Source organism: Streptomyces sp. JJ36, from assembly GCF_021696945.1.
Classification (GTDB): Bacteria; Actinomycetota; Actinomycetes; order Streptomycetales; family Streptomycetaceae; genus Streptomyces.
On sequence record NZ_JACYHE010000033.1, the window covers coordinates 38834 to 59928 of the forward strand.

General features: G+C 75.3%; 21 protein-coding genes. 11 read left to right on the top strand and 10 right to left on the bottom strand.

From position 1 onward, the window contains the following. Nucleotides 1-178: 178 nt before the first annotated feature. Nucleotides 179-1285: a DMT family transporter gene (locus HOY81_RS14920; RefSeq protein WP_237320839.1), complete on the bottom strand. Its 1107-nt coding sequence runs from the start codon at nt 1283-1285 to the stop codon at nt 179-181. A 305-nt stretch (nt 1286-1590) separates the two neighbouring features. On the opposite strand from HOY81_RS14920, the gene HOY81_RS14925 reads away from it, so the two are divergent. Together HOY81_RS14925 and HOY81_RS14930 are read left to right on the top strand one after the other, a co-directional pair. Further along, complete coding sequence (locus tag HOY81_RS14925) at nt 1591-2739, top strand: CapA family protein (RefSeq protein WP_237320840.1); 1149 nt, start codon at nt 1591-1593, stop codon at nt 2737-2739. A 78-nt stretch (nt 2740-2817) separates the two neighbouring features. Next, nucleotides 2818-3999, top strand: a complete 1182-nt coding sequence (locus HOY81_RS14930; protein ID WP_237320841.1) for a CapA family protein — start codon at nt 2818-2820, stop codon at nt 3997-3999. A 233-nt stretch (nt 4000-4232) separates the two neighbouring features. On the opposite strand, the gene HOY81_RS14935 is transcribed toward HOY81_RS14930, so the two are convergent. From HOY81_RS14935 to HOY81_RS14960, 6 genes are all read right to left on the bottom strand, one after another. Continuing rightward, on the bottom strand, nt 4233-4958 hold the full coding sequence (locus HOY81_RS14935; protein WP_237320842.1) for a dienelactone hydrolase family protein: 726 nt from the start codon (nt 4956-4958) through the stop codon (nt 4233-4235). Nucleotides 4959-5212: 254 nt separating this feature from the next. Continuing rightward, nucleotides 5213-6094, bottom strand: coding sequence for an undecaprenyl-diphosphate phosphatase (locus HOY81_RS14940; RefSeq protein ID WP_237320843.1), 882 nt, complete (start codon nt 6092-6094; stop codon nt 5213-5215). Between the two features lie 210 nt (nt 6095-6304). Next, complete coding sequence (locus HOY81_RS14945) at nt 6305-7264, bottom strand: TIGR03557 family F420-dependent LLM class oxidoreductase (protein WP_237320864.1); 960 nt, start codon at nt 7262-7264, stop codon at nt 6305-6307. 148 nt (nt 7265-7412) lie between these two features. Next, nucleotides 7413-7757, bottom strand: a complete 345-nt coding sequence (locus HOY81_RS14950) for a hypothetical protein (RefSeq protein WP_237320844.1) — start codon at nt 7755-7757, stop codon at nt 7413-7415. Between the two features lie 188 nt (nt 7758-7945). Continuing rightward, nucleotides 7946-8671, bottom strand: coding sequence for a TVP38/TMEM64 family protein (locus HOY81_RS14955; protein ID WP_237320845.1), 726 nt, complete (start codon nt 8669-8671; stop codon nt 7946-7948). Nucleotides 8672-8834: 163 nt separating this feature from the next. Beyond that, complete coding sequence (locus HOY81_RS14960) at nt 8835-9290, bottom strand: DUF4442 domain-containing protein (RefSeq protein ID WP_237320846.1); 456 nt, start codon at nt 9288-9290, stop codon at nt 8835-8837. 215 nt (nt 9291-9505) lie between these two features. Between HOY81_RS14960 and HOY81_RS14965 the strand changes: the two genes are divergently transcribed. Together HOY81_RS14965 and HOY81_RS14970 are read left to right on the top strand one after the other, a co-directional pair. After that, a complete protein-coding gene (locus tag HOY81_RS14965; protein ID WP_237320847.1) occupies nt 9506-10567 on the top strand; it encodes a hypothetical protein in 1062 nt (353 codons plus the stop codon). 68 nt (nt 10568-10635) lie between these two features. Further along, the gene (locus HOY81_RS14970) at nt 10636-11988 is read left to right on the top strand and encodes an MFS transporter (protein WP_237320848.1); all 1353 of its coding nucleotides are present in this window, start codon (nt 10636-10638) and stop codon (nt 11986-11988) included. Here the strand turns inward: HOY81_RS14970 and HOY81_RS14975 are convergent. Next, a complete protein-coding gene (locus HOY81_RS14975) occupies nt 11919-12818 on the bottom strand; it encodes a spermidine synthase (protein ID WP_237320849.1) in 900 nt (299 codons plus the stop codon). The genes HOY81_RS14970 and HOY81_RS14975 overlap by 70 nt on opposite strands. A 134-nt stretch (nt 12819-12952) precedes the next feature. Between HOY81_RS14975 and HOY81_RS14980 the strand changes: the two genes are divergently transcribed. Both HOY81_RS14980 and HOY81_RS14985 read left to right on the top strand, forming a co-directional pair. Further along, nucleotides 12953-13483 (top strand): gamma carbonic anhydrase family protein, encoded by a 531-nt coding sequence (locus HOY81_RS14980; protein WP_237320850.1) that lies wholly within the window; start codon nt 12953-12955, stop codon nt 13481-13483. Between the two features lie 90 nt (nt 13484-13573). After that, nucleotides 13574-14296: a DapH/DapD/GlmU-related protein gene (locus HOY81_RS14985; protein ID WP_237320865.1), complete on the top strand. Its 723-nt coding sequence runs from the start codon at nt 13574-13576 to the stop codon at nt 14294-14296. Nucleotides 14297-14505: 209 nt separating this feature from the next. Here the strand turns inward: HOY81_RS14985 and HOY81_RS14990 are convergent, their stop codons facing one another. After that, the gene (locus tag HOY81_RS14990) at nt 14506-15369 is read right to left on the bottom strand and encodes a DMT family transporter (protein ID WP_237320851.1); all 864 of its coding nucleotides are present in this window, start codon (nt 15367-15369) and stop codon (nt 14506-14508) included. Between the two features lie 102 nt (nt 15370-15471). Between HOY81_RS14990 and HOY81_RS14995 the strand changes: the two genes are divergently transcribed. After that, nucleotides 15472-16044: a helix-turn-helix domain-containing protein gene (locus HOY81_RS14995; RefSeq protein ID WP_237320852.1), complete on the top strand. Its 573-nt coding sequence runs from the start codon at nt 15472-15474 to the stop codon at nt 16042-16044. A 20-nt stretch (nt 16045-16064) separates the two neighbouring features. Beyond that, nucleotides 16065-16619, top strand: a complete 555-nt coding sequence (locus HOY81_RS15000) for a YbaK/EbsC family protein (protein ID WP_237320853.1) — start codon at nt 16065-16067, stop codon at nt 16617-16619. 28 nt (nt 16620-16647) lie between these two features. Here HOY81_RS15000 and HOY81_RS15005 read toward each other — a convergent pair whose 3' ends face one another. Further along, a complete protein-coding gene (locus HOY81_RS15005; RefSeq protein WP_237320854.1) occupies nt 16648-17067 on the bottom strand; it encodes a CoA-binding protein in 420 nt (139 codons plus the stop codon). 110 nt (nt 17068-17177) lie between these two features. Here HOY81_RS15005 and HOY81_RS15010 point away from each other — a divergent pair, with 110 nt between their 5' ends. The 3 genes from HOY81_RS15010 to HOY81_RS15020 form a co-directional block, all read left to right on the top strand. Then, nucleotides 17178-17861 (top strand): YigZ family protein, encoded by a 684-nt coding sequence (locus HOY81_RS15010; RefSeq protein ID WP_237320855.1) that lies wholly within the window; start codon nt 17178-17180, stop codon nt 17859-17861. 50 nt (nt 17862-17911) lie between these two features. Further along, nucleotides 17912-19075 carry an exonuclease SbcCD subunit D gene (locus HOY81_RS15015; RefSeq protein WP_237320856.1) on the top strand — a complete coding sequence of 388 codons (1164 nt, stop codon included), beginning with the start codon at nt 17912-17914 and terminating at the stop codon, nt 19073-19075. Then, a partial coding sequence (locus tag HOY81_RS15020) for an AAA family ATPase (RefSeq protein ID WP_237320857.1) occupies nt 19075-21095 on the top strand: 2021 nt, incomplete at its 3' end. The genes HOY81_RS15015 and HOY81_RS15020, both read left to right, overlap by 1 nt.

A 21095-nucleotide genomic window follows, 5' to 3' on the forward strand; every position in this document is an offset into this window, starting at 1 on the left:
CCTGCCCGGACGGCACGCCAGACCGCCTGGGGGCACGTGCCTCCGCGTGCGCCCCCGCGCGCCCCTCGGTGTGCCCGCGCACGCCCCGGCGGCGGGGAGCAGCGGCGGGCCGCAGAGACCGTCTCCTCGGGCCACGCCGGCGGGGGGCGGCGGGAGCAGCCCGCCCGCGGCCGCGCGGTCAGCCCGGCCGGACCGGCACCGGCACCCGCTCGTGCCGTTCCGGCGGAAACGGTCCGGGCAGCGTGCCCGGTGCGGGGCCCGGAGGGGTGACGCGGGCCGGCCGGCCCCGCCCGCCGGAGGGTTCCCAGCCCCGGTGCGCGGCCGGGAGCGGCACCGGGACACCGTGCCGCGGGGGTTCCGGGCGGTGCTCCACAGCGTGCTCCGGGCGCTGGGCGGGCGCGGGGATGACCACCGGCCCCGGCTCCACCGGCTCCGCCCCCTCCGCCGCGCGGCGGGCGACGCTGTCCCGGGTGAGGACGACCAGTCCCCAGCCGGCCAGCACGGCGGCCCCCAGCGCGGTCAGCGCCCCGCCCGTACCGTGCCGGAACCCCTCGTCGAGCAGCATCAGACCGACGGCCGCGGCGAGCACGGGGTTGACCACGGTGGTGGTGGCCAGCGGGGCGGCGAGCCCGCCGCCGCGGTAGGACGCCTGGGCCGTCACCAGGCCGGTGACGGCGAACACCGCGATCAGCCCCAGCACCGGCAGCGCCGCCGTCAGCGACGTCAGCGCCCAGCCCTCGGCGACCGCCTTCACACAGACGGAGGCCGTGCCGAAGGAGATCCCGGCCGCCACGGCCAGTGCCACGCTGCGGGCCCGGGCGCGGCGGGCCCCGCGCAGCGCGGCCGCCGTCGCCACCAGCAGCGCGATCGCCGCGGCGGCCGCCCCGGCCACCCCGTACTGCTCCGCACCGGTCAGCGGCCGCGACGCGCGGGCCCCGGTGAAGAGCAGCACCCCCGCGAGCCCCACCGAGACCAGCACCACGCCGCGCCACGCGGCCGCCGTCACCGGGCGCCCGACCAGCAGCGCCCCCATGGGCGCCGCGACCACGATGGTGAGCACGCCGAGCGGCTGCACCACGGTCAGCGGACCCAGGCCGAGCGCGGCCACGTGCAGCAGGGCGCCCGCGCCGTTCAGCACCACCGCCAGCCACCAGCGCCCGCGGCGCAGCAGCGCGTACCGGCTGGGCGCGGTGGTCGCGGCGAGCCGCTCCTGCAGCACGGCGGCCGCGGCGTAGGCCACCGCGGAGAGCACGGAGAGCAGGATCGAGGCGAGCAGCGGGCTCACGGCCGGTTCCGGCGGAGAGAGGACGTCCCGTTCATATCTCCACCCTCCCTCTCCCCGGTGCTCCCTGTCGTCGTCTGGCGGTCCGGTCCCGGCGTACAGCCAGAGGAGTACACCGTGCCCGCGGAGTACGACCGGCAGCGGATGGATCATCGCGGTCCCCCCGGCGTCCCCGGTCCCCCGGTTGGCACCCTCCCGTCCCCCCTACGGCCCTCCCGGCTGTCGCGATCGTCCCGCCCGTTTCAGGGTGCGAAGTGACGAAGCGGTACCGGCGGCACCGTGCCGGCGGCCTGTCCGAGGAGAGCGAGATGGGATGCAGAAGACGGCCCGCACGGGCCGCCGCGGCACTGGCCCTGGGGGCGCTGCTGGCGTCCTGTGCGGGGCCGGAGGACGACTCCGGCGCAGCTCCGGACGGGCGTGCCGACAGCGCGGCCGCCGCGGCGGGGGAGCAGCGCCCCTTCACCCTGGTGGCCACGGGGGACGTCATCCCCTATCCGTCGATCATGCAGCAGGCGCGCCGGGACGCCGGCGGTGACGGGTACGACTTCACCCGGATCTTCGCGGGGGTGAAGCCCGTGGTGCACAAGGCGGACCTGGCCCTGTGTCACATGGAGACCCCCTACGGGGACGCCGACGGTCCTTTCACCGGCTATCCCCTCTTCCGCTCCCCGCCGCAGCTCGCCCGGTCGCTGAAGGAGACCGGCTACGACAGTTGCTCGACCGCCTCCAACCACACCCTGGACGCCGGCATGAAGGGCGTGCGCCGGACGTTGCGAGCCATGGACGAGGCGGGGCTGCGGCACGCCGGCTCGGCCCGTTCCGCGGCCGAGCGGAAGAAGCCGACGCTGCTGAAGGCCGGCACCGCGACGGTGGCTCAGCTCTCCTACACCTACGGCACCAACGGCATCCCCCGCCCGCAGGGCAAGCCCTGGGCGGTGAGCATGCTGGACGCCGACCGCGTCGTCGCGGACGCCCGGGCCGCGCGCCGGGCGGGTGCCGACGTGGTGGTGGCCAGCCTGCACTGGGGCACCGAGTGGCAGCAGAAGCCCGACGCGCGGCAGCGGGAGCTCGCCCGGCGGCTGACCCGTTCGCGCTCGGACGGCCGGCGCGACATCGACCTCATCGTCGGCACCCACAACCATGTGCCGCAGCCGTACGAGAAGGTCAACGGCACCTGGGTGGTCTACGGGCTCGGCGACCAGGTCGCCAGCTTCATCCCCTCGATGTACCGGGGCAACGAGGGTTCGATGGCCCGTTTCACCTTCACCCCGCCCCGCCGGGACGGCGCGGCCTGGAAGGTCTCCCGCGCCGAGTTCCTGGTCGGGCACTCCGACACCGGGCCGCCCTTCCGCGTGGTGCGGGCCACGCCCGAACGCTTCCCCGAGGTCCACGCGCGCGTGCGGGAGGCGGTCCTCAGCCGGGGCGCGGCCGAGGACGGGCTCCGCGAGGCCGGCTGACCGTCCCCGCCGCCCCACCCGCACCGCCTCTCCGGGTCCCGTCCACCTCATCAGCCCCCCATCCAGGGAGATCGCGTCATGAAGCGTCACGCACGCCCCCTCGCCGCACTGCTGGCCGCCGCCCTGCTCGGCGCGCTGGCCGGCTGCGGCGGCCACTCCGGACGGCCCCGCGCGGCCGGGACCGGGGACGGTGAGTCCGCCCGGCCCGTCGCGGAGAGCGCCGGCCAGCGCGGGTTCACCCTGGTCGCCACCGGCGACGTCCTCGCACACGACTCGATCATCGCCCAGGCCCGAGAGGACGCGGCCGGCTCCGGGCGGCCCTACGACTTCCGCCGGATGCTCGCCGGCGCCGAACCCGTCGTCGCGCCGGCGGATGTGGCCGTCTGTCACATGGAGACGGTGTACGGGCGGGACGGCGGCCCCTTCTCCGGCTACCCGGCCTTCCGCACCCCGCCGCAGGTCGCACAGGGGCTGAAGGAGACCGGCTACGACAGTTGCTCGACCGCCTCCAACCACACCCTGGACGACGGGCCGGAAGGCGTGCGCCGGACGTTGCGGGCCATGGACGAGGCGGGGCTGCGGCACGCCGGCTCGGCCCGTTCCGCGGCCGAGCGGAAGAAGCCCGCGGTGCTGAAGGCCGGCACCGCGACGGTGGCTCAGCTCTCCTACACCTACGGCACCAACGGCATCCCGGTGCCCGAGGACCAGCCCTGGCTGGTCAACCTGATCGACCCCGAGCGGATCGTCGCGGACGCCCGGGCCGCGCGCCGGGCGGGTGCCGACGTGGTCGTGGTGAGCCTGCACTGGGGCACCGAGTGGCAGCAGAAGCCCGACGCGCGGCAGCGGGAGCTCGCCCGGCGGCTGACCCGTTCGCGCTCGGACGGCCGGCGCGACATCGACCTGATCCTCGGCACCCACAACCATGTGCCGCAGCCGTACGAGAAGGTCAACGGCACCTGGGTGGTCTACGGGCTCGGCGACCAGGTCGCCGGCGTGATGAACGACCCGCGCGGCAGCATGGGCACGGCCGCCCGCTTCACCTTCGCGCCGCCGCGCGGGAAGGACGCGTCCTGGCGGGTGCGGAAGGCGGAGTACGTCCCCTTCCTGATGGTGAGCGAGCCGCGGTTCCGGCTGGTCGGCCTGGCCGGGCCGGAGGGCCGGGAGGCGGGGCGCCCGGAGTACGCCGAGGCACGCCGCACGATCCGGGAGGCGGTGCTGAGCCGCGGCGCCGCGCAGGACGGCCTGACCATGGGCCGCTGACGGCCTCGGGACTGGTGAGCGCGCATGGTGAGGTGTCGCGTATGCGTCAGCCGAGGGTGTTCACGGTCTGAGGAGGTGACGGACAGTGATGTCCGGGAGTCTCGCTCTCTGCTGTGTGACCTCGTCTTGTGACTGCGAGCTTCCGCTGACTCCAGACAGAAGGCTGCCCATCGGGCAGTCAGCGAGTCCTTTCGTCATGGTCATCGACATCGAGGTTCCAGGTGGGGCCCAGCTCAATCCGTGACGGGCAGGCACTCGGCGAGCAGGGCGACGATGTCACGCCAGGCTCGCTGTGCGTGCCGTGGGTGGTGGCCGACGCCGGGAGGCGCGGCGTGGTCGACCGGTGGGTGGTGGAAGGCGTGAAGGGCACCTCCGTAGACCACGAGGCGCCAGTCGACGCCCGCGGCCTGCATCTCTGCGGTGAACGCCTCCCGTTGCGCGGGCGGCATGATCGGGTCTTCCGACCCGACCCCGGCCCATACCGGGCAGCGAATGCGTGCCGCCTCGCCCGGTCGGCCCGTGGTCAGTGCGTTGACTGTCCCGATCGCGCGCAGGTCGACGCCGTCGCGACCGAGTTCCAGTGCGACTGCGCCACCGGTGCCGTAACCGACGGCGGCGGTCCGGTCGGGGTCGGCCCGTGGTTCGGCACGCAACACGCTGAGCGCGGCGTGACCGATTCCTCGCATGCGGTCGGGATCGGCGAGCAGCGGCATGCAGCGGGCCAACATCTCCTCTGGGTCTGCGACATAGCGTCCGCCGTGGAGGTCGAAGGCCAGCGCCACGTACCCCAGCTCGGCCAGCGCCTCGGCCCGCCGGCGCTCGACATCGCTGAGCCCCATCCCCTCGGGACCGATCAGGACGGCGGGCCGGCGCTCGGCACCGGCCGGGAGCGCGAGGTGTCCGATCATCGTCAGGTTGTCGGCCGGGTATGCGACCGTACGGGTCGTGACCGTCGTCATGCGAGGGGACGGTAATGACCGTTGCGCCCGCTCGGGGTGGTGTTCACCGAGGGCAGACAGCAGTCCGTCCCGACGACATCACCCGGCGCGGCGGCTGCCTGTCGCCGAACGAGCGAATGACGACAGGCGCGGTGGCCGTCCAGTGAACCCGGCTGCCCCCGGCCCTCTTCCCGCGGTGGCCCGCGGCGGCTTGTGCCGCCCGGCGGGCCGCCGCACGGGACGTCCGGGCGCGGGCGGCCCCGACCGGCCTGCGGTCAGTGTGAGCCGCTGGCGGCCTCGCCCGCGTCCGGGTCGAGCACGCCCAGGGCGATCAGGACGAAGATCGCCACTCCCAGCAGCACCCGGTAGATCACGAAGGGCATGAAGCTGCGGGTGGAGATGAACTTCATGAACCAGGCGATCACGGCGTAGGCCACCAGGAAGGCCAGCACGGTGGCGAAGATCGTCGGCCCCCAGGAGACATGGCCCTCGCCGATCTCGGTCAGCTCGAACAGCCCGGAGCCCAGCACCGCAGGGATCGCCAGCAGGAACGAGTAGCGTGCCGCGGCCTCCCGCCGGTAGCCCATGAAGAGACCGCCGCTGATGGTGGCGCCGGAGCGGGAGACGCCGGGCACCAGAGCGAGCGACTGCGCCAGTCCGTAGAGCAGGCCGTCCCGCACCGTCAGCTCCTCCAGCCCCTTGCGCTGCTGGACCGCGCGGTGCCTGCCCCCCTGGGCGTCGCGTGCCGCCAGCCGGTCGGCGATGCCCAGCACGATACCGAGGGCGATCAGGGTGGTGGCGATCAGCCGCAGGTCACGGAAGGGGCCCTCGATCTGCTCCTTGAAGGTGAGGCCGAGCACGCCGATGGGGATCGACCCCACGATCACCAGCCAGCCGAGCTGCGCGTCGTGGTCCCGGCGCATGGCCTTGTCGAAGAGCGAGCGTGTCCAGGCGGAGAGGATGCGGGCGATGTCCTTGCGGAAGTAGATCAGCACGGCGGTCTCGGTGCCGATCTGGGTGACCGCGGTGAAGGCGGCCCCGGGGTCCTCCCAGCCCGCGAAGGCCGCGGTGAGCCGCAGGTGCGCGCTGGAGGAGATGGGAAGGAACTCGGTCAGCCCCTGGACGAGCCCGAGGATGAATGATTCGAACCAAGACATGAAGACGATGCGATCCGGGAGGTGGCGACGGGCTGACGGGTCGTCAGGCGAAAGGGACGGGGTACGGGACGGCTCACGCCGTGGCGGATGCACGGTGATCGCATCAGCCGTGGGGCAGCGTAGCGTCTTCTCCCGTGCCGCCCGTCCCCAGGTCCGGCTCGACGCTCCCGTCCGCCCGGCGGACCGCCCGCCGGACGGACCCGGCGGGGGTCACTCGGTGAGCTGCGGCAGCACCTTGGTCCGGTAGAAGTCGAAGAAGCCCCGCAGGTCGGGCCCGATCTGGTTGACGTGGACGGCGTCAAAGCCCGCGGCACGGAACTCCTGCAGCGCCCGGATGTGCTCGTCGGGGTCGTCCCCGCACACCACGGGGGAATCGGCGACCTGCTGCTCGGTCACCAGTCGTGCGGCCTGCTCGAAGTGGGCGGGTGTGGGGAGCACCTGCGACAGCTCGCCGGGCAGGAACATGTTCGGCCACCGGTGGTGCACGGTGCGTACGGCGTTGTCGCGGTCGGTGTCGTAGCAGACCTTGGTGCCGGCCCGGGCCGGCTGTTGTCCGCCTCCGCTCCGGCGGAAACGGGCGACGCCCTCCTCGTCGGGAGCCATGGTGATGAAGCCGTCACCGACCCGGCCGGCCAGCTCCACCGCCGCCGGCCCGAACCCGGAGATGTCGATCGGGACCGGCTCGTCCGGCACGTCGTACAGCCGTGCGTTCTCCACGTGGTAGTGCTTGCCGAAGTGGCTGATCTCCTTGCCGGTCATGAGCTGCCGGATGACGCCGACGGCTTCCTCCAGCATCTCCAGCCGGACCGGCGCCTGCGGCCACGCCGTGCCCAGGATGTGCTCGTTGAGGGCCTCACCACTGCCCACGCCGAGCCGGAAGCGGCCGTCGCCCAGCAGCACCGCCGAGGTCGCGGCCGCCTGGGCGACGACCGCGGGGTGGGTGCGCACGGTGGGGCAGGTGACCGCGGTCTCGACCGGCAGCGACGTGGCCTCGGCCAGGGCGCCGAGGACGGACCAGACGAAGGGGGAGTGGCCCTGCTCGCTCGTCCAGGGGTGGAAGTGGTCGGAGATCCACAGCGAGGTGAAGCCCGCCTGCTCGGCCATCCGGGCCTGTTCGACCAGCTCCTGGGGGTCGTAGTCCTCGCAGGCCAGGAAGTAGCCGTAGGTCATGGAAGTCGGTGCCGTCATGTGCGACCGGGTAACCCCGCACCCCCGCGGAAAACCCGGACGCCGGGGCGCGGGTCACGCCTGCGCGTGCGGCCGTGCCGGCATGCGCGGCCGGCCCGGGACGCGATCCTGGGCCGCACGGTGCGGCCGGTCAGTGGCGCTTGTCGGCCTTGGGCCGGGCGTACGTCTGCGGGGTGCCGTGCGGCGGCGGGTGCACCGGCTGGCCCTCTGTGGCGGGGGAGACGGGGGAGCCGTGCCGTCCGGCGCCGGGCGTCTCCGGCGCCGCACCGCCCGGGGAGGGCTCGCTCCCGGCGTCGAGCTGGGCGATCCGCGCGTTCAGCAGCTCGACGACGGGCGTACGGGCTCCGTGCTCCCGCTCGTACTCCAGCAGCCGGGTCAGCTCGCCGCGGGAGAGCGACCGGATCCGGTGCTCCAGGTCGCCGGCGGAGAGCTCGTCGTAGTCCGGAAGAGGGAGATCAGGGCTGGCAGAAGTCATGCCGGGCGGGTTTCCGCCGCCCCCGCGCCGAAACGGCCGCGCCCCGGAGCCTGCGGAAGGCTCCGGGGCGCGGGGTGGTGCGGGGGCGGCGCGGCCGGGGAGTGGCGGGGGCCGTGCCGTGCGGACGGTGGGGGCCTGCGCCGTGCGCGGGGGCACGCCCCGGCCGGGACACGGTGCCGGGGCGCCCGTCAGGCCGCCGCGGGGGCGGTGGCGGTCCGGATCCGGGACCGCTTGCGCCAGGCCACGACCACGCCCGCCAGAACGGACAGGGCGATCACGGCGAAGGCGCCGATCGATGCGGGCGAGGTGAGGGCCTCCGTCCGGCTGCCCGCCACCACGTAGGCGGCCGTGTTCGGGAGGGAGCCGAGGGCCGTCGCGGACAGGAAGGGGATCCAGCCCATCCGGGAGACCGCCGCGGCGTAGTTGGAGGGCGCGAACGGCACGCCTGGCAGCAGCCGGATGGCCAGGACGGAGCGGAATCCGTGGTCGCTGAGCTGCCGGTCGGCCTTGTTGAGGAACCGCTTTCTCAGCAGTGGACGCAGCGCGTCCTGGCCGAGCAGGCGGCCCATGCCGAAGGAGAGCGCGGCGCCGAGCACCGTGCCGGCGAGCGCGGCGCCGACGCCGATCTGGGCGCCGAAGAGCGCACCGGCGCCGAGGTTGAGCAGCGGACGGGGCACGAAGGCGAGTGTGCACGCTCCGTACGCGCCTGCGAACAGCAACACCGCCAGCGCGCCGGAGAACTCGGCGGTGAGACCGCCGGTGATGAACCGCTGCGGTTCGTAGAGGAGCATGCCGGCCGCCGCCGTGCCGATCAGCACGAGCAGCAGGCCGAGCCGGGACCAGGGGGAGAGCAGCCACTGCACCAGGCGGGCGGGGAAACCCGCGGGGACGGGCTGCGCTGCGGGGACGGACATCTCTGCGAGAGTAACGGAAGCGGGCAAACCACGTCCTCGCTTCTCGGATGTGACGTGGGTTACGTTTCGCCTACCGATTTGTCCTTTTCGTCCCTTTGATCCGTCCGTTTTGTCCGTGACCGTGAGGGGGCTCACCTCCCGGTCACGGACCGGGTGCGTGGGGTCAGCTCTGGGGGCGCAGGGTCCACACGATGGTCATCGCGGCCGTCTCCGCGCCGTCCTCGCGAGTGATCGACACCCGGACCGGGAACTCGGGGCGCGCGCCGCGGTCCAGTTCCGCGACCACCTCGGCCGCCGGTCGCCCCAGCTCGGCGGTGGCGGTGACCGGCCCCATGGCGAGCTTGGTGTAGCCGATCTCGGCGCGGACGGCCAGCGGCACCGCGCGGGAGAGCTGGTCCCCGAAGGCCGTCAGCACGATGGCGCCGCTCGCCGACTCGGCCAGGGTGAACATGGCGCCGGCGTGCGGGCCGCCGACGTGGTTGTGGAAGGCGCTCTGGTCGGGAAGCACGACCACGGCGCGCTCGGGGGTGGTCTCGGTGAACTCGAGGTTCAGGGTGCGGACCATCGGCACGGAGGCCGCCATCATGTCGCCGGTGGACGGCAGGGCTTCTGCGGGCATGAGCCGGAGGTTACCACTCGGTAACAAGGGTCGGGAAGCCCCGGCGGCCGGGAGCGCGATGCGGGGACGCACGGCGGCGGGGCTGCGGGAGCGCGCCGGGGCGGCGGTCGTGGTCGCCGGAAGTGTCCGGCTCCGTCCTCCGGCGTGTAGCGGCTCGGTACCGAAACCGGGGCGGCCGTGGCTCCCAACCGGCTCGCCTCATAGGCTTGCTGGCCATGTGGCCAGGAGATCAGCACGGGGGCGGGCAGAATCCTCAGCAGCCCAACCCCTATCAGCAGCCGGGGTATCAGCAGCCCAACCCGTATCAGCAGCCGGGGTACGGCTATCCGCAACAGGGACAGGGACAGGGCCAAGGGCCGGGGCAGCAAGGGGGATACCCGCAGCAGGGCGGCTACCCGCAGCAGCCCGGGCAGCAGCCGTGGAGCACCCCCGGCCCGCCGCAGTCCCCGAAGGGCGGCGGCGGCCGGGGCAGGACCGCGGCCATCGCGATCGTCTCCGCCGTCGCGGTGATCGCCGCCGCCGTGGTCACCGGCGTCGTGCTGCTCTCGGACGACGAGAAGAAGAAGACCGCGGACGGTGACAGGAGCCCGGCGGCCTCCGGGGACGCCACGCCGGACGGCGGCGCCTCGGGAGACGCCGAGCCGAGCACCCAGCCGAGTACCGAGCCGTCCGAGGACGCCGGCGCCCCGGTGGTCGAGGGCTGGCAGACGGTGATCAACCCGAAGCACTTCTCGGCGTTCGACGTGCCCGGCACCGAGGACTGGGAACTCGCGAGCTCCGGCACCATCGTCGGCTTCTCGGACGACGACAAGCCCCAGGACCTCCTCGTCGGGATGTCCGCACCCGCCTTCTACAAGCAGGACTGGTGCAAGGACAGCAGCCGGGCGATGGTCGGCACCAAGGGCGGCCAGGGCTCCCGGAACACCAAGGAGGCGGCCGAGATCGCCGCCGGGAACTGGGTGCTCGCCGGCTACGACCAGGACCAGAAGGGCACCCTGAAGCAGTCCGGCGCCAAGCCCTTCGAGAACGACCACGGCATCAAGGGGCACACCGCCACCGCCACGGTCACCGGAGCGCCGGCGGACGGCAAGTGCGACGTGCCCGACGCCAAGGCCGTCACCGTCTCCTGGATCAACAAGAACGAGGACCTGACCATCTGGGTCTTCCTCGCCGACGCCGGCGTCAAGGACGAGGTGCCGGACGCGACGATCAAGAAGATGATGAACAGCCTGCGCGACTACGGCGAGCCGGGGCAGGGCTCCGACCCGCGCGGCTGACCCCGCCCGGCCGGCGCCCGCCGGGAAACCGTTTGGCGGCGGGCGCACCGGGTGGCCATAGTCCCGGGGTGACCCCGCCCTCTCCGCCGGCCGGCGCCCCCGGCCCTCGCCGCCCCGCCCGGCCTGCCTGGGCGGGGCGCAACTACACCCTGCTGAGTGCGGCCGCCGTGATCACCGGACTGGGCGGCTCCGGGGCGCTGATCGCCTCGGCCTTCGCCGTGCTCGCCGCGGGCGGCGACGGCACCGACGTGGGCCTGGTCGCCGCCGCCCGTACGGTGCCGCTGGTGCTCTTCGTGCTGGTGGGCGGCGCGGTGGCGGACCGGGTGCCCCGGCACCGGGTGATGGTGGCCGCCAACGCCCTCAACTGCGCCTCACAGGGTGTCTTCGCGGCCCTGGTCCTGGCCGGCGAGCCCCGGCTCTGGCAGATGGTGCTGCTCTCCGCGCTCGGCGGTACCGGGCAGGCGTTCTTCGCGCCCGCCGCCGAGGGCATGGTGCTCTCCAGCGTCACCGCCGAGCAGTCCGCCCGTGCCTTCGCCGTCTTCCGCGTCGGGATGAACGGCGCCCACATCGGCGGCGCCGCGCTGGGCGGGGCGCTCGTCGCCGCTGCCGGTCCGGGCTGGGTGCTCGCTCTGGACGCCGCGGCCTTCGCCGTCGCGGGAGCCCTGCGGGCGTTCCTGGACCTCAGCGGGATGCCGCGCCGGGGACCCGGGGCGGGTCTCCTCGCCGACCTGCGCGACGGCTGGCGGGAGGTGACGGGCCGTCCCTGGCTGTGGTCCGTGGTGGTGCAGTTCGCCGTCGTCAACGCGGTGGTCGCCGCCGCGGAGGCGGTGTACGGGCCGCTGGTGGCCGAGGAGCACCTGGGGGGCGCGCGACCCTGGGGGCTCGCACTCGCCGCGTTCGGCGCGGGGACCGTCGGCGGTGCCCTGGTGATGACCCGCTGGCGGCCGCGCCGCATCCTGCTCGCCGGCGCGCTCAGCGTCTTCCCGCTCGCCCTGCCCTCGGCTGCGCTGGCCGTGCCGGTGTCCGCCGCCGCGCTGGTGGCTGTGATGTTCACGACGGGGGTCTGTGTCGAGGTGTTCGCCGTGACCTGGATGTCGGCGCTGCACCAGGAGGTGCCGGAGGAGAAGTTCTCCCGGGTCTCCTCTTACGACTGGCTGGGCTCGATCGCCCTGGTGCCGGTCGCCACGGCGGCCGCCGGACCGGTCGCCGCCGCGGTCGGGCGGCCCGCGGCGCTCTGGGGGTGCTCCGCGCTGGTGGTGCTGCTGACCGCCGCGGTGCTCCTCGTGCCGGACGTACGCCGGCTGGAGCGCCGGAGCCGGGACCCGGCTCCGGATTCCGCCCCGGGCGGGGCTCAGCCGGGCGCGCCGGGGGAGTCCGGGGGGCCGAGGGAGCCCAGGGAGAACGCGCCCTCCGGCGGCTGAGGCGAGGGCACCGCGGCGCCGTCCCGCACCGGCTGCGCGTCCGCGGCGAGCCCGTCGAGTTCCGCGCCGTGGACCACCCGGGCCGGGAACGGGTCCCCGGCGGTGCGCCGGGCGAGGGCGCCCAGCGGAAGCTCCCGCTGCCCGGCGAGCAGCAGGATGTTGCCGAACCGGCGCCCGCGCAGCACCGCCGGCTCGGCCACCACGCAGAGGTGCCGGAAGACGGTGCCGAACGTCGCGAGCTGGGAGCCGAGGAAGGCGAACGGCGCGGCGTCGGCCAGGTTGGCCGCCCACAGCCCGTCCGGCCGCAGCACCCGGTCCGCCGCACGGGCGCAGGACACCGTCGTCATCCCGGCGGGGACGCGCGCCCCGCCGTAGACGTCGGCGACGATCACGTCTGCCGAGCCCGCCGGCTCGGTGTCCAGCACCGCGCGGGCGTCCCCGCACAGCAGCTCGATCCCGCTCGCGGGCGGGAGCGGCAGGAGCTCGGCCACCAGGTCCAGCAGGCCCTCGTCCGCCTCCACCACCCGCTGCCGGGAGCCCGGGCGGGTGGCGGTGACGTAGCGCGGCAGCGTCAGCCCCCCGCCCCCGAGGTGCAGCACGTCGAGCGGACCGGACGGCCCGGCCAGGTCCAGCAGGTGGCCGAGCCGCTGTGCGTACTCGAACTCCAGACAGCGGGGGTCGTCCAGATCGACGTACGACTGCGGCGCGCCCTCCACGGTGAGCAGCCACGCGCGCTTCCGGTCCAGATCGGGCAGGAGCCGGGCGGTGCCGCCGTCCACGGCGCGGCTCACGGGTGCCGGTTCGTCGTCCACCGGGCCATTGTGCGGCACCGGCGCCGGCCCGGGTGCGGCGGGCCGTTCATTGAGCCGGGGTGCCGCGGGTACGCGTACCGACGGGTCGCCGCGGCCGGCGATCGCATACGGTGCCCGGACGCGGGTCCGGGAGACGAGGCGAGGAGACGGCGATGGCGGAAGGTGCGTTCATCAGAGGCGTGGGCGGCCGGGAGCCGAAGCTCGACCCGCAGGCCTTCACCGCCCCCACCTCCGTGGTGGTCGGTGAGGTGATCCTGGGGCCGGGGTCGAGCATCTGGTACCACACGGTGCTGCGCGGCGACTGCGGGCCGATCGTGCTGGGCGCCGACAGCAACGTGCAGGACAACTGCACGGTCCACGTGGACCCCGGCTACCCCGTGACGGTGGGGGACGGGGTCTCGGTGGGGCACAACGCGGTCCTGCACGGCTGTACGGTCGAGGACGAGGTGCTGATCGGCATGGGCGCGACCGTGCTCAACGGCGCGCACGTGGGGGCAGGATCGCTGGTAGCGGCGCAGGCGCTGGTGCCGCAGGGGCTGCACATACCGCCGGGCTCCCTGGTCGCGGGTGTCCCCGCCCGCATCAAGCGCGAGCTCACCCCGGAGGAACGAGCGGGCATCCCGGCGAACGCGGAGATGTACCGGGAGCTGGCGCGGCTGCACCGGGAGACCCCGGGGGAGTGACGACGGCCGGGCGCCTCGCTGGGGGGAAGATCACAGGCGGCGCACCGGTGCGCCGCGCGCCGCCGCGGCTACCGTGTCCGGGTGTCCCCGCTGAGCAACGCGTTCTCCGCGCTCGCGTCCCGCGCCGTGCACGCCCTCTGGCGCCGGGCGGAGCGGTACGGCGCCGTGACCGCAGAGCACCCCGGGGCGTACGCCTTCCGCGCCATCGGCCGGGGCACCCGGCTGGCGTTCCCCCAGGGCACCCTCTTCGGGACGCCGTGGATCGAGCTGGGGGACCACTGCGTCATCGGACGGGACGTCACGCTGACCGCCGGGATGATGCCGGACCTGGACCTCGGAGCGGAGACCGTGCTGCGCCTGGGCAGCGGGGTGGTGCTGGGCCGCGGCAGCCACGTGATCGCCGACACCGCGATCACGGTGGGCGACGACGTGTTCTGCGGCCCGTACGTCTACATCACCTCGACCAACCACTCGTACGACGATCCGCACACGCCCGTCGGCCGGCAGTGGCCGCGCACCGCCCCGGTGGAGATCGGCCCCGGGAGCTGGCTGGGGGCGGGCGCGGTGATCCTGCCGGGCGCCCGGCTCGGGCGCAACGTGGTCGTCGCCGCCGGCTCCGTGGTCCGCGGCGAGGTGCCGGACCACGCCGTCGTCGCGGGGGCGCCGGCCCGGGTCGTACGGCGCTGGGACCCCGGGGAGGGCTGGCGGCCGCCGCTGCGCACTCCGCCCCCGGTGCCGGTCCCGGACGGCGTGACCCCACGCGAGCTGCTCGCCTTGGGAGAATGTGCGGTGGACCCGGCCGCCCCGGAGTGAGCCGGGCGCGGCCCGGAGCCCGCCGCGCCCGTGCCGCCGTGCCGAGGAGGAGCGACGTGAACGACCGCACGCTGCGCATCCTGCTGGCGATCGTGATCGCCCTCCAGGGCGTCGCACTGCTGCTGTACGTGGTGCGGCGGTACTGACCCCCGGCGCGTAGGGAGCCCGGAAACGGAGCCCGGGGGGCGCAGACGGGCGCCCGCGAAGCCTCAGCCGGAGGCCAGCAGCACCGTCCCGAAGAGGGCCAGCCCGGCGCCCGCGGTCTGCACCGCACGGAGCCGCTCGCGGAGCACGCCCCGCGCCGCCAGCGCGGTGACCACGGGGTAGAGCGAGGCGAGCACCGCCGCGACCGTCACCGGGCCGTGTTGCGCGGCCACCATGTAGGTGCCGTTGGCCGCCACGTCGGCCAGGCCGACGAAGGCCAGCGCGGGCACCGCCGCGACCAGCGCCTCCCGGCCGCCGTCCGGCAGCGCCGGCGTGCCGCGCCGCTGCTGCGTCAGCAGGGCGGCGCCGCCCACCGCGACGTTGCAGAGCCGCTGTACGAAGAGCGCCAGGAAGAGCCCGGTCATGGAGGTGGAGGCGTGCTCGATCAGGGCCATGACCGCGCCGAAGCCGAACGCGGACACCAGGGTCAGCAGCAGCGTCTGCCGCTGCACCGGGGCGCCGCGCAGCTCCGGGCCCCCGGCCAGCACCACGCCGGTCACCGCGACCAGGATGCCCACGGCCTGCAGCCGGCCCGGCCGCTCGCCGAGTGCCAGCCCCGCTCCCACGGGTACCAACACCGCCAGGGAGGCCAGCGGCGAGACCACGCCCATCGGGCCCTGGGCGAGCGCCTTGTAGAAGGCGAGCATCGCCACCGGCCCGACCACGCCCGCGGCCACGGCGAACCAGAGCTGCGGCCCCCAGGCGCTCCAGCCGCCGGTCGCCACCACCACCGCGCCGAGGACGGCCGCGGCGAGCGTCTGGGAGACGACCACCACGGTCAGCGCGGACATCCGCCGGGTGAGCAGCCCGCCGCCGAAGTCGGCCAGGCCCCACAGGAGACTGGTGGCCAGGGCCAGGGCTGCGGTCATGAGGGCACCTCGCAGTACAGTGTGGTGAACGCTTGAGTCCAGCTCACCGTAGTACAGCAGGTTGAGCCCTGTCATACAGAATATTGGACGGTGCGGTAGTACGTGACGGACCTCGACCACCTGACGCAGTCGCTCGCGCGCAACCTCAAGCGCTGGCGGCAGGAACGCGGCTTCACCCTGGACGCCCTCGCCGCCCGCGCCGGGGTGAGCCGCGGCATGCTCATCCAGATCGAGCAGGCCCGCACCAACCCGAGCGTCGGCACGGTGGTCAAGGTCGCCGACGCGCTCGGTGTCAGCATCACCACCCTGCTCGACTTCGACCGCGAGCCCCAGGTGCGACTGGTCCCCGAGGAACAGGCGGTACGGCTCTGGCAGACCGACGCCGGCAGCCACAGCACCCTGCTCGCCGGCACCGAGGCGCCCGGACCGCTGGAGCTGTGGTCCTGGCGGCTGATGCCCGGCGAGGGCAGCGACTCCGACCCGCACCCCCAGGGCACCACCGAACTGGTGCACGTGACCGCCGGAGTGCTCACCCTTACCGCCGACGGCACCACTCACGAGGTGCCCGCCGGCACCTCCGCCTGCTTCGAGTCGCACGTCCCGCACGGCTACCGCAACGAGGGGGCGGAGCCGGTGGAGATGACCATGGCGGTCGCCGTACCGGCCCCCCGCTGAACCCCTGCTAGCGTGCCGTCATGCGCGCCCCCATCGGAGACTTCGCCGACGCCCGCCCGGCCGCGGCCTGCCTCGAACTGCTCACCGGACCGGTGGCCGAGGCGGTGCGCCACTGGAGCGGCGCCGTCCCCGCCGACCAGGTGCTCTACGTCGACACCGACCCGGACCGGGCGGACACCGCCGTGTTCGTCGAGACCTACGGGCGCGACCTGCTGGGGACCTCCGCGAACTGCGTCGTGGTCGCGGCCAAGCGGGCCGGCGAGCGGAGCCTCGCCGCCTGCCTGGTGCTCTCCACCACGCGGCTGGACGTCAACGGGGCGGTGCGCCGCGAGCTCGGCGCCCGCAAGGCGTCCTTCGCCCCGCAGGACACCGCGGTCGGCGAGACCGGCATGGAGTACGGCGGCATCACCCCGGTCGGGCTGCCCGTCGGCTGGCCGCTGCTGGTGGACGCCGCCGTCGCCGGGCTGCCCTGGGTGCTCGTGGGCAGCGGGCGCCGCCGCGGCAAGCTCATCCTGCCCGGCAAGGCCCTGGCCTCGCTCCCCGGCGCCACCGTGGTCGACGGGCTGGGCGTCTGACGGGGCCCCTGGCGCGGACCGGGCCGGCTCACCCCAGCCGGGGGATGTCGATGGCCGGGCAGCGGTCCATCACCATGTCCAGTCCGGCCGCCCGGACGCGCGCGTACGCGTCCTCGTCCACCACGCCGAGCTGGAACCACACGGCCTTCGCCCCCACGGCCACCGCCTCGTCCGCCACCGCGCCTGCCAGGTGCGTGTTCACGAACACGTCCACCACGTCCACCGGGAACGGGATGTCCGCCAGCCGCGCGTACCCGGGTTCGCCCCCGACCGTCTCGGCCCTCGGGTGCACCGGCACCACCCGTTTGCCGTACCGCCGCAGCACCCCGGCCACCCCGTGGGCGGCCCGCCCGCGGTTGTTCGACAGGCCCACCACGGCCCAGGTGTCGCCGGCGCCGGTGAGGATCCGCCGTACCGTCTCGTCTTCCGTGCGCTGGTCCACGTCCATGCCGGTGCGAACCCGCCATCCGCGCTGTGCATTCCCCGCCCACCCGCCCGGCGCGTTCCCGCGGCCCACCCGCCCGGCGCGTTCCCGCGCCCGCCGCATAGGCTGCGGGCATGCGGGACGACCAGGACCGGGACCCGCCGCGGGCGCCCGGGCACGACGGGCCGGACCGGTACGCGACCGTCGCCGCGGAGGGCGTGCACGAGACGGAGGTGAACCGGTCGCGGTTCCGCTGCGCGCTCGCGCCCGCCGCCACCGAGGAGGAGGCACAGGACTTCGTCGCCCGCATCCGCCGCGCACACCCCACCGCGAGCCACCACTGCTGGGCCTACGTGCTGGGCGCGGACGGCGCCGTGCAGCGCGCCTCCGACGACGGCGAGCCGGGCGGCACCGCCGGCGTCCCGATGCTCCAGATGCTGCTGCGCCGCGAGACCCGGTACGTGGTCGCCGTCGTCAGCCGCTGGTTCGGCGGCACCAAGCTGGGCGCGGGCGGGCTCATCCGGGCCTACGGCGGCGCGGTCGGCGCCGCCCTCGACGCCCTCGGCACAGTCACCCGCCGCCGCCTCCGGCTCGCCACGGTCACCGCCGGGCACGCACGGGCCGGGCGCCTGGAGAACGAACTGCGCGCCACCGGCCGCCGGGTCCGCGAGGTCCGCTACGGCGCCGAGGTCACCCTCGAACTCGCCCTCCCCGAGGAGGAGCTGGACACCTTCCGCGCCTGGCTCGCGGACGCCACCTCCGGGAGCGCCCGCCTCGACCTCGGCGGCGAGACCTACGAGCCGCCCGCCGCCCCCTGAGCGCCGGGCTCCGGGCGGGCTGTCGGTGGCCGCCCTTAGGGTCGGTGACCATGCGTCTGCTCCACACGTCCGACTGGCATCTGGGCCGCAGCTTCCACCGGGTCAGCCTGCTGGAGGCCCAACGCGCCTTCCTGCGGCATCTCGTCGCCACCGTGGAGGAGCACCGGGTGGACGCGGTGCTGGTCGCCGGGGACGTCTACGACCGTGCCGTGCCGCCGCTCGCCGCCGTCGAGCTGTTCGACGAGGCGCTGCACCGGCTGGCCGCCCTCGGCGTCCCCACCGTGATGATCTCCGGGAACCACGACTCCGCCCGGCGCCTCGGCGTGGGCTCCGGGCTGCTGGACCGGGCCGGCGTCCATCTGCGGACGGACCCCGCCGGATGCGGCACCCCGGTGGTCCTCTCCGACGAGCACGGCGACATCGCCTGCTACGGCCTGCCGTATCTGGAACCCGCCCTGGTGCAGACGGAGCTGGGGGCGGAGCAGCGCAGCCACGCCGCCGTGCTGGGCGCCGCCATGGACCGGGTACGCGCCGATCTCGCCGGGCGGGCCCCGGGCACCCGCTCGGTGGTGCTCGCACACGCGTTCGTCACCGGGGGCGAAGTCTCCGACAGCGAACGGGACATCACCGTCGGCGGCGTCGCCTCCGTGCCCGCCGCCGTCTTCGCCGGCGTGGACTACGCCGCCCTCGGCCACCTGCACGGCTGCCAGACGCTCTCCCCGCGCGTGCGCTACTCCGGCTCCCCGCTGGCGTACTCCTTCTCCGAGGCCGGGCACCGGAAGTCCTGCTGGCTCGTCGACCTCGGTGCCGACGGCGGCGTGTCGGCCGAGCGCGTCGACTGCCCGGTGCCCCGCCCCCTCGCCCGCCTCCGCGGCCCCCTGGAGGAGCTGCTGGAGAAACCGGAGCACGCCGTGCACGAGGACTCCTGGGTGGAGGCCACGCTCACCGACCCGTCCCGCCCCGCCGAGCCCATGGCCCGGCTCGCCCGGCGCTTCCCGCACATCGTCAGCCTCGTCTTCGACCCCGACCCGGTCCCCGGCCGGCACGAGACGGGCTACGGCGCCCGGCTGCGTGGCCGCTCCGAGCAGCAGATCGCCGAGGACTTCGTCGGCCACGTCCGCACCGGACGCGCCGCGGACCCGGCCGAGCGCACGCTGCTGAGCCACGCCCTGGACGCCGCCCGCGCCGAGGAGACCGCGGAAGAGGCGGTGTGATGAGACTCCACCGCCTCTCCGTCACCGCCTTCGGCCCGTTCCGCGGCACCCAGCACGTCGACTTCGACGCCCTCACCGCCGCCGGGGTCTTCCTGCTGCACGGCGCGACCGGCGCCGGGAAGACGTCCGTCCTGGACGCCGTCTGCTTCGCCCTCTACGGCGGCGTGCCCGGCGCCCGGCAGCAGCCCGGCGGCACCCTCCGCAGCCACCACGCCGACCCGCACACCCTGACCGAGGTGGTGCTGGAACTGACCGTCGCCGGCCGCAGGCTGGAGCTCACCCGCCGCCCCGACCAGCTCCGGCCCAAGCGCACGGGCACCGGGCTCACCCGCGAGCGCGCCCACGCGGAACTGCGGGAGTACGACACGACCGGCCGGGCGTGGCGCGGGCTCAGCCGTTCCCACCAGGAGATCGGCGAGGAGATCGGCGGCCTGCTCGGCATGAGCCGCGAGCAGTTCTGCCAGGTGGTGCTGCTCCCTCAGGGAGACTTCTCCCGTTTCCTGCGCGCGGGTGCCGAGGAACGCGCCAAGCTGCTCGGGCGGCTCTTCGACACCGGCCGGTTCGCCGCGGTGGAGGAGCAGCTCGCCCGCATGCGCCGGGACGCCCAGGAAGCCGTGCGCAGCGGGGACGACGCCCTGCACGGGCTCGCCCACCGCATCCGCCAGGCCGCCGGGCCGCAGTCCGGGGACGCCCCGGCGCCCGGTGCACCCGCCGACGGCCGTACCCGCGCCGTACCCGACCAGCGTGGCGGGTCCCCGTCCGCCGACGGGCCCGGACCGCCCGAGTCCGTGCTGACCCGGGCGGCCCTCGCCCGCGCCGCCGCCCGGGAGCGGTACGACATCGCCGCCCTCGCCTGCCGCACCGCCGAGCAGCGGCACGCCCGGGCGCTCCGCCACCTCGAGGACGCCCGGGAGACCGAGCGGCTCCAGCAGCGCTTCGCCGACGCCCGCCGCCGCGCGGACGCACTGGCCGCCGAGGCAGGACGCCGCCGGGAGACCGCGCGGCGGCTGGAGCGCGCCCGCGCCGCCCACGCCGTCGCCCCCGTGCTCGCGCTGCGGGACGCCGCGGCCGCCGAACACGACCGGCACGCCGCCGCCGAGGCCGAGCGGCGTGCCGCGCTCCCGGAGGAGGAGTCGGGGCTCGTCCCCGCCGAGCTCACCGCGCTGGAGCACCGGACGCGACAGGAGCTCGGCGGCCTCGAGGCCGCCCGCCGCGCCGAGCGCCGCGGCGCGGAGATCGACGGCGAGCTCGCCGCGCTGGACCGGGACGCAGGCGCGGAGGAGGAGGCTCAGGAGGAGACCGCCGCCTGGCTGTCCGGCTGGGAGGAGACCCACCACGCCCACCGGAGGCGCGTCGAGGAGGCCCAGGAGGCCGCGACCCGCGCCGAGCAGCTCGCCGCCCGGCTCGACCCCGTCCGGCGGCGGCTGGCCGCCGCCCGGCGCCGGGACACACTCGCCGACGAGGCGGCCGGCGCCGCCGAGGAGGCGCTGCGCGCCCGCGAGCAGGCCGCCGCGGCCCGGGACCACTGGCTGGAACTGAAGGACCGGCGGCTCCGCGGCATCGCCGCCGAACTCGCCGCCGGCCTGCGGGACGGCGCGCCCTGCGCCGTCTGCGGCGCAACCGAGCACCCCGCCCCGGCACGCCCGGACGCCGGCCACGTGGACCGGCGTACCGAGGAGGCGGCGCTGGAGCGGCACCGCGCCGCCGAGGCCGGACGCGAGGAGGCCGGACGCCGCCGCGACTCCCTGCGCGAGCAGCTCACGGCCGCCCGCGCGGAGTCCGGCGAGGACGGCGTGCCGGAACTCGCCGAGTCCGTCCGGGAGCTCGAGGCCGCCCATGCGGCGGCACGCTCCGCCGCGGCCGGCGGCCACGCGGCCCGGGAGGCGCTGGACCACGCCGAACGCGAGCACGCCCGGCGGCTCGCCGCACAGCGCGAGGCCGAGCGGCGCGCCGCTGCCCGCGCCTCCCGCCGCGAGGCGCTCCAGCGCGAACGCACCGCGCTCGCCGCGGAGCTGGCCCG

Coding starts and splice junctions, on each gene's coding strand:
- HOY81_RS15015 (WP_237320856.1), top strand. CDS start 17,912: ATGCGTCTGCTCCACACGTCCGACTGGCATCTGGGCCGCAGCTTCCAC.
- HOY81_RS14965 (WP_237320847.1), top strand. CDS start 9,506: ATGTGGCCAGGAGATCAGCACGGGGGCGGGCAGAATCCTCAGCAGCCC.
- HOY81_RS14930 (WP_237320841.1), top strand. CDS start 2,818: ATGAAGCGTCACGCACGCCCCCTCGCCGCACTGCTGGCCGCCGCCCTG.
- HOY81_RS15005 (WP_237320854.1), bottom strand. CDS start 17,067: ATGGACGTGGACCAGCGCACGGAAGACGAGACGGTACGGCGGATCCTC.
- HOY81_RS14935 (WP_237320842.1), bottom strand. CDS start 4,958: ATGACGACGGTCACGACCCGTACGGTCGCATACCCGGCCGACAACCTG.
- HOY81_RS14955 (WP_237320845.1), bottom strand. CDS start 8,671: ATGTCCGTCCCCGCAGCGCAGCCCGTCCCCGCGGGTTTCCCCGCCCGC.
- HOY81_RS14945 (WP_237320864.1), bottom strand. CDS start 7,264: ATGACCTACGGCTACTTCCTGGCCTGCGAGGACTACGACCCCCAGGAG.
- HOY81_RS14940 (WP_237320843.1), bottom strand. CDS start 6,094: ATGTCTTGGTTCGAATCATTCATCCTCGGGCTCGTCCAGGGGCTGACC.
- HOY81_RS15000 (WP_237320853.1), top strand. CDS start 16,065: ATGCGCGCCCCCATCGGAGACTTCGCCGACGCCCGCCCGGCCGCGGCC.
- HOY81_RS14990 (WP_237320851.1), bottom strand. CDS start 15,369: ATGACCGCAGCCCTGGCCCTGGCCACCAGTCTCCTGTGGGGCCTGGCC.
- HOY81_RS14925 (WP_237320840.1), top strand. CDS start 1,591: ATGGGATGCAGAAGACGGCCCGCACGGGCCGCCGCGGCACTGGCCCTG.
- HOY81_RS15010 (WP_237320855.1), top strand. CDS start 17,178: ATGCGGGACGACCAGGACCGGGACCCGCCGCGGGCGCCCGGGCACGAC.
- HOY81_RS14960 (WP_237320846.1), bottom strand. CDS start 9,290: ATGCCCGCAGAAGCCCTGCCGTCCACCGGCGACATGATGGCGGCCTCC.
- HOY81_RS14980 (WP_237320850.1), top strand. CDS start 12,953: ATGGCGGAAGGTGCGTTCATCAGAGGCGTGGGCGGCCGGGAGCCGAAG.
- HOY81_RS14950 (WP_237320844.1), bottom strand. CDS start 7,757: ATGACTTCTGCCAGCCCTGATCTCCCTCTTCCGGACTACGACGAGCTC.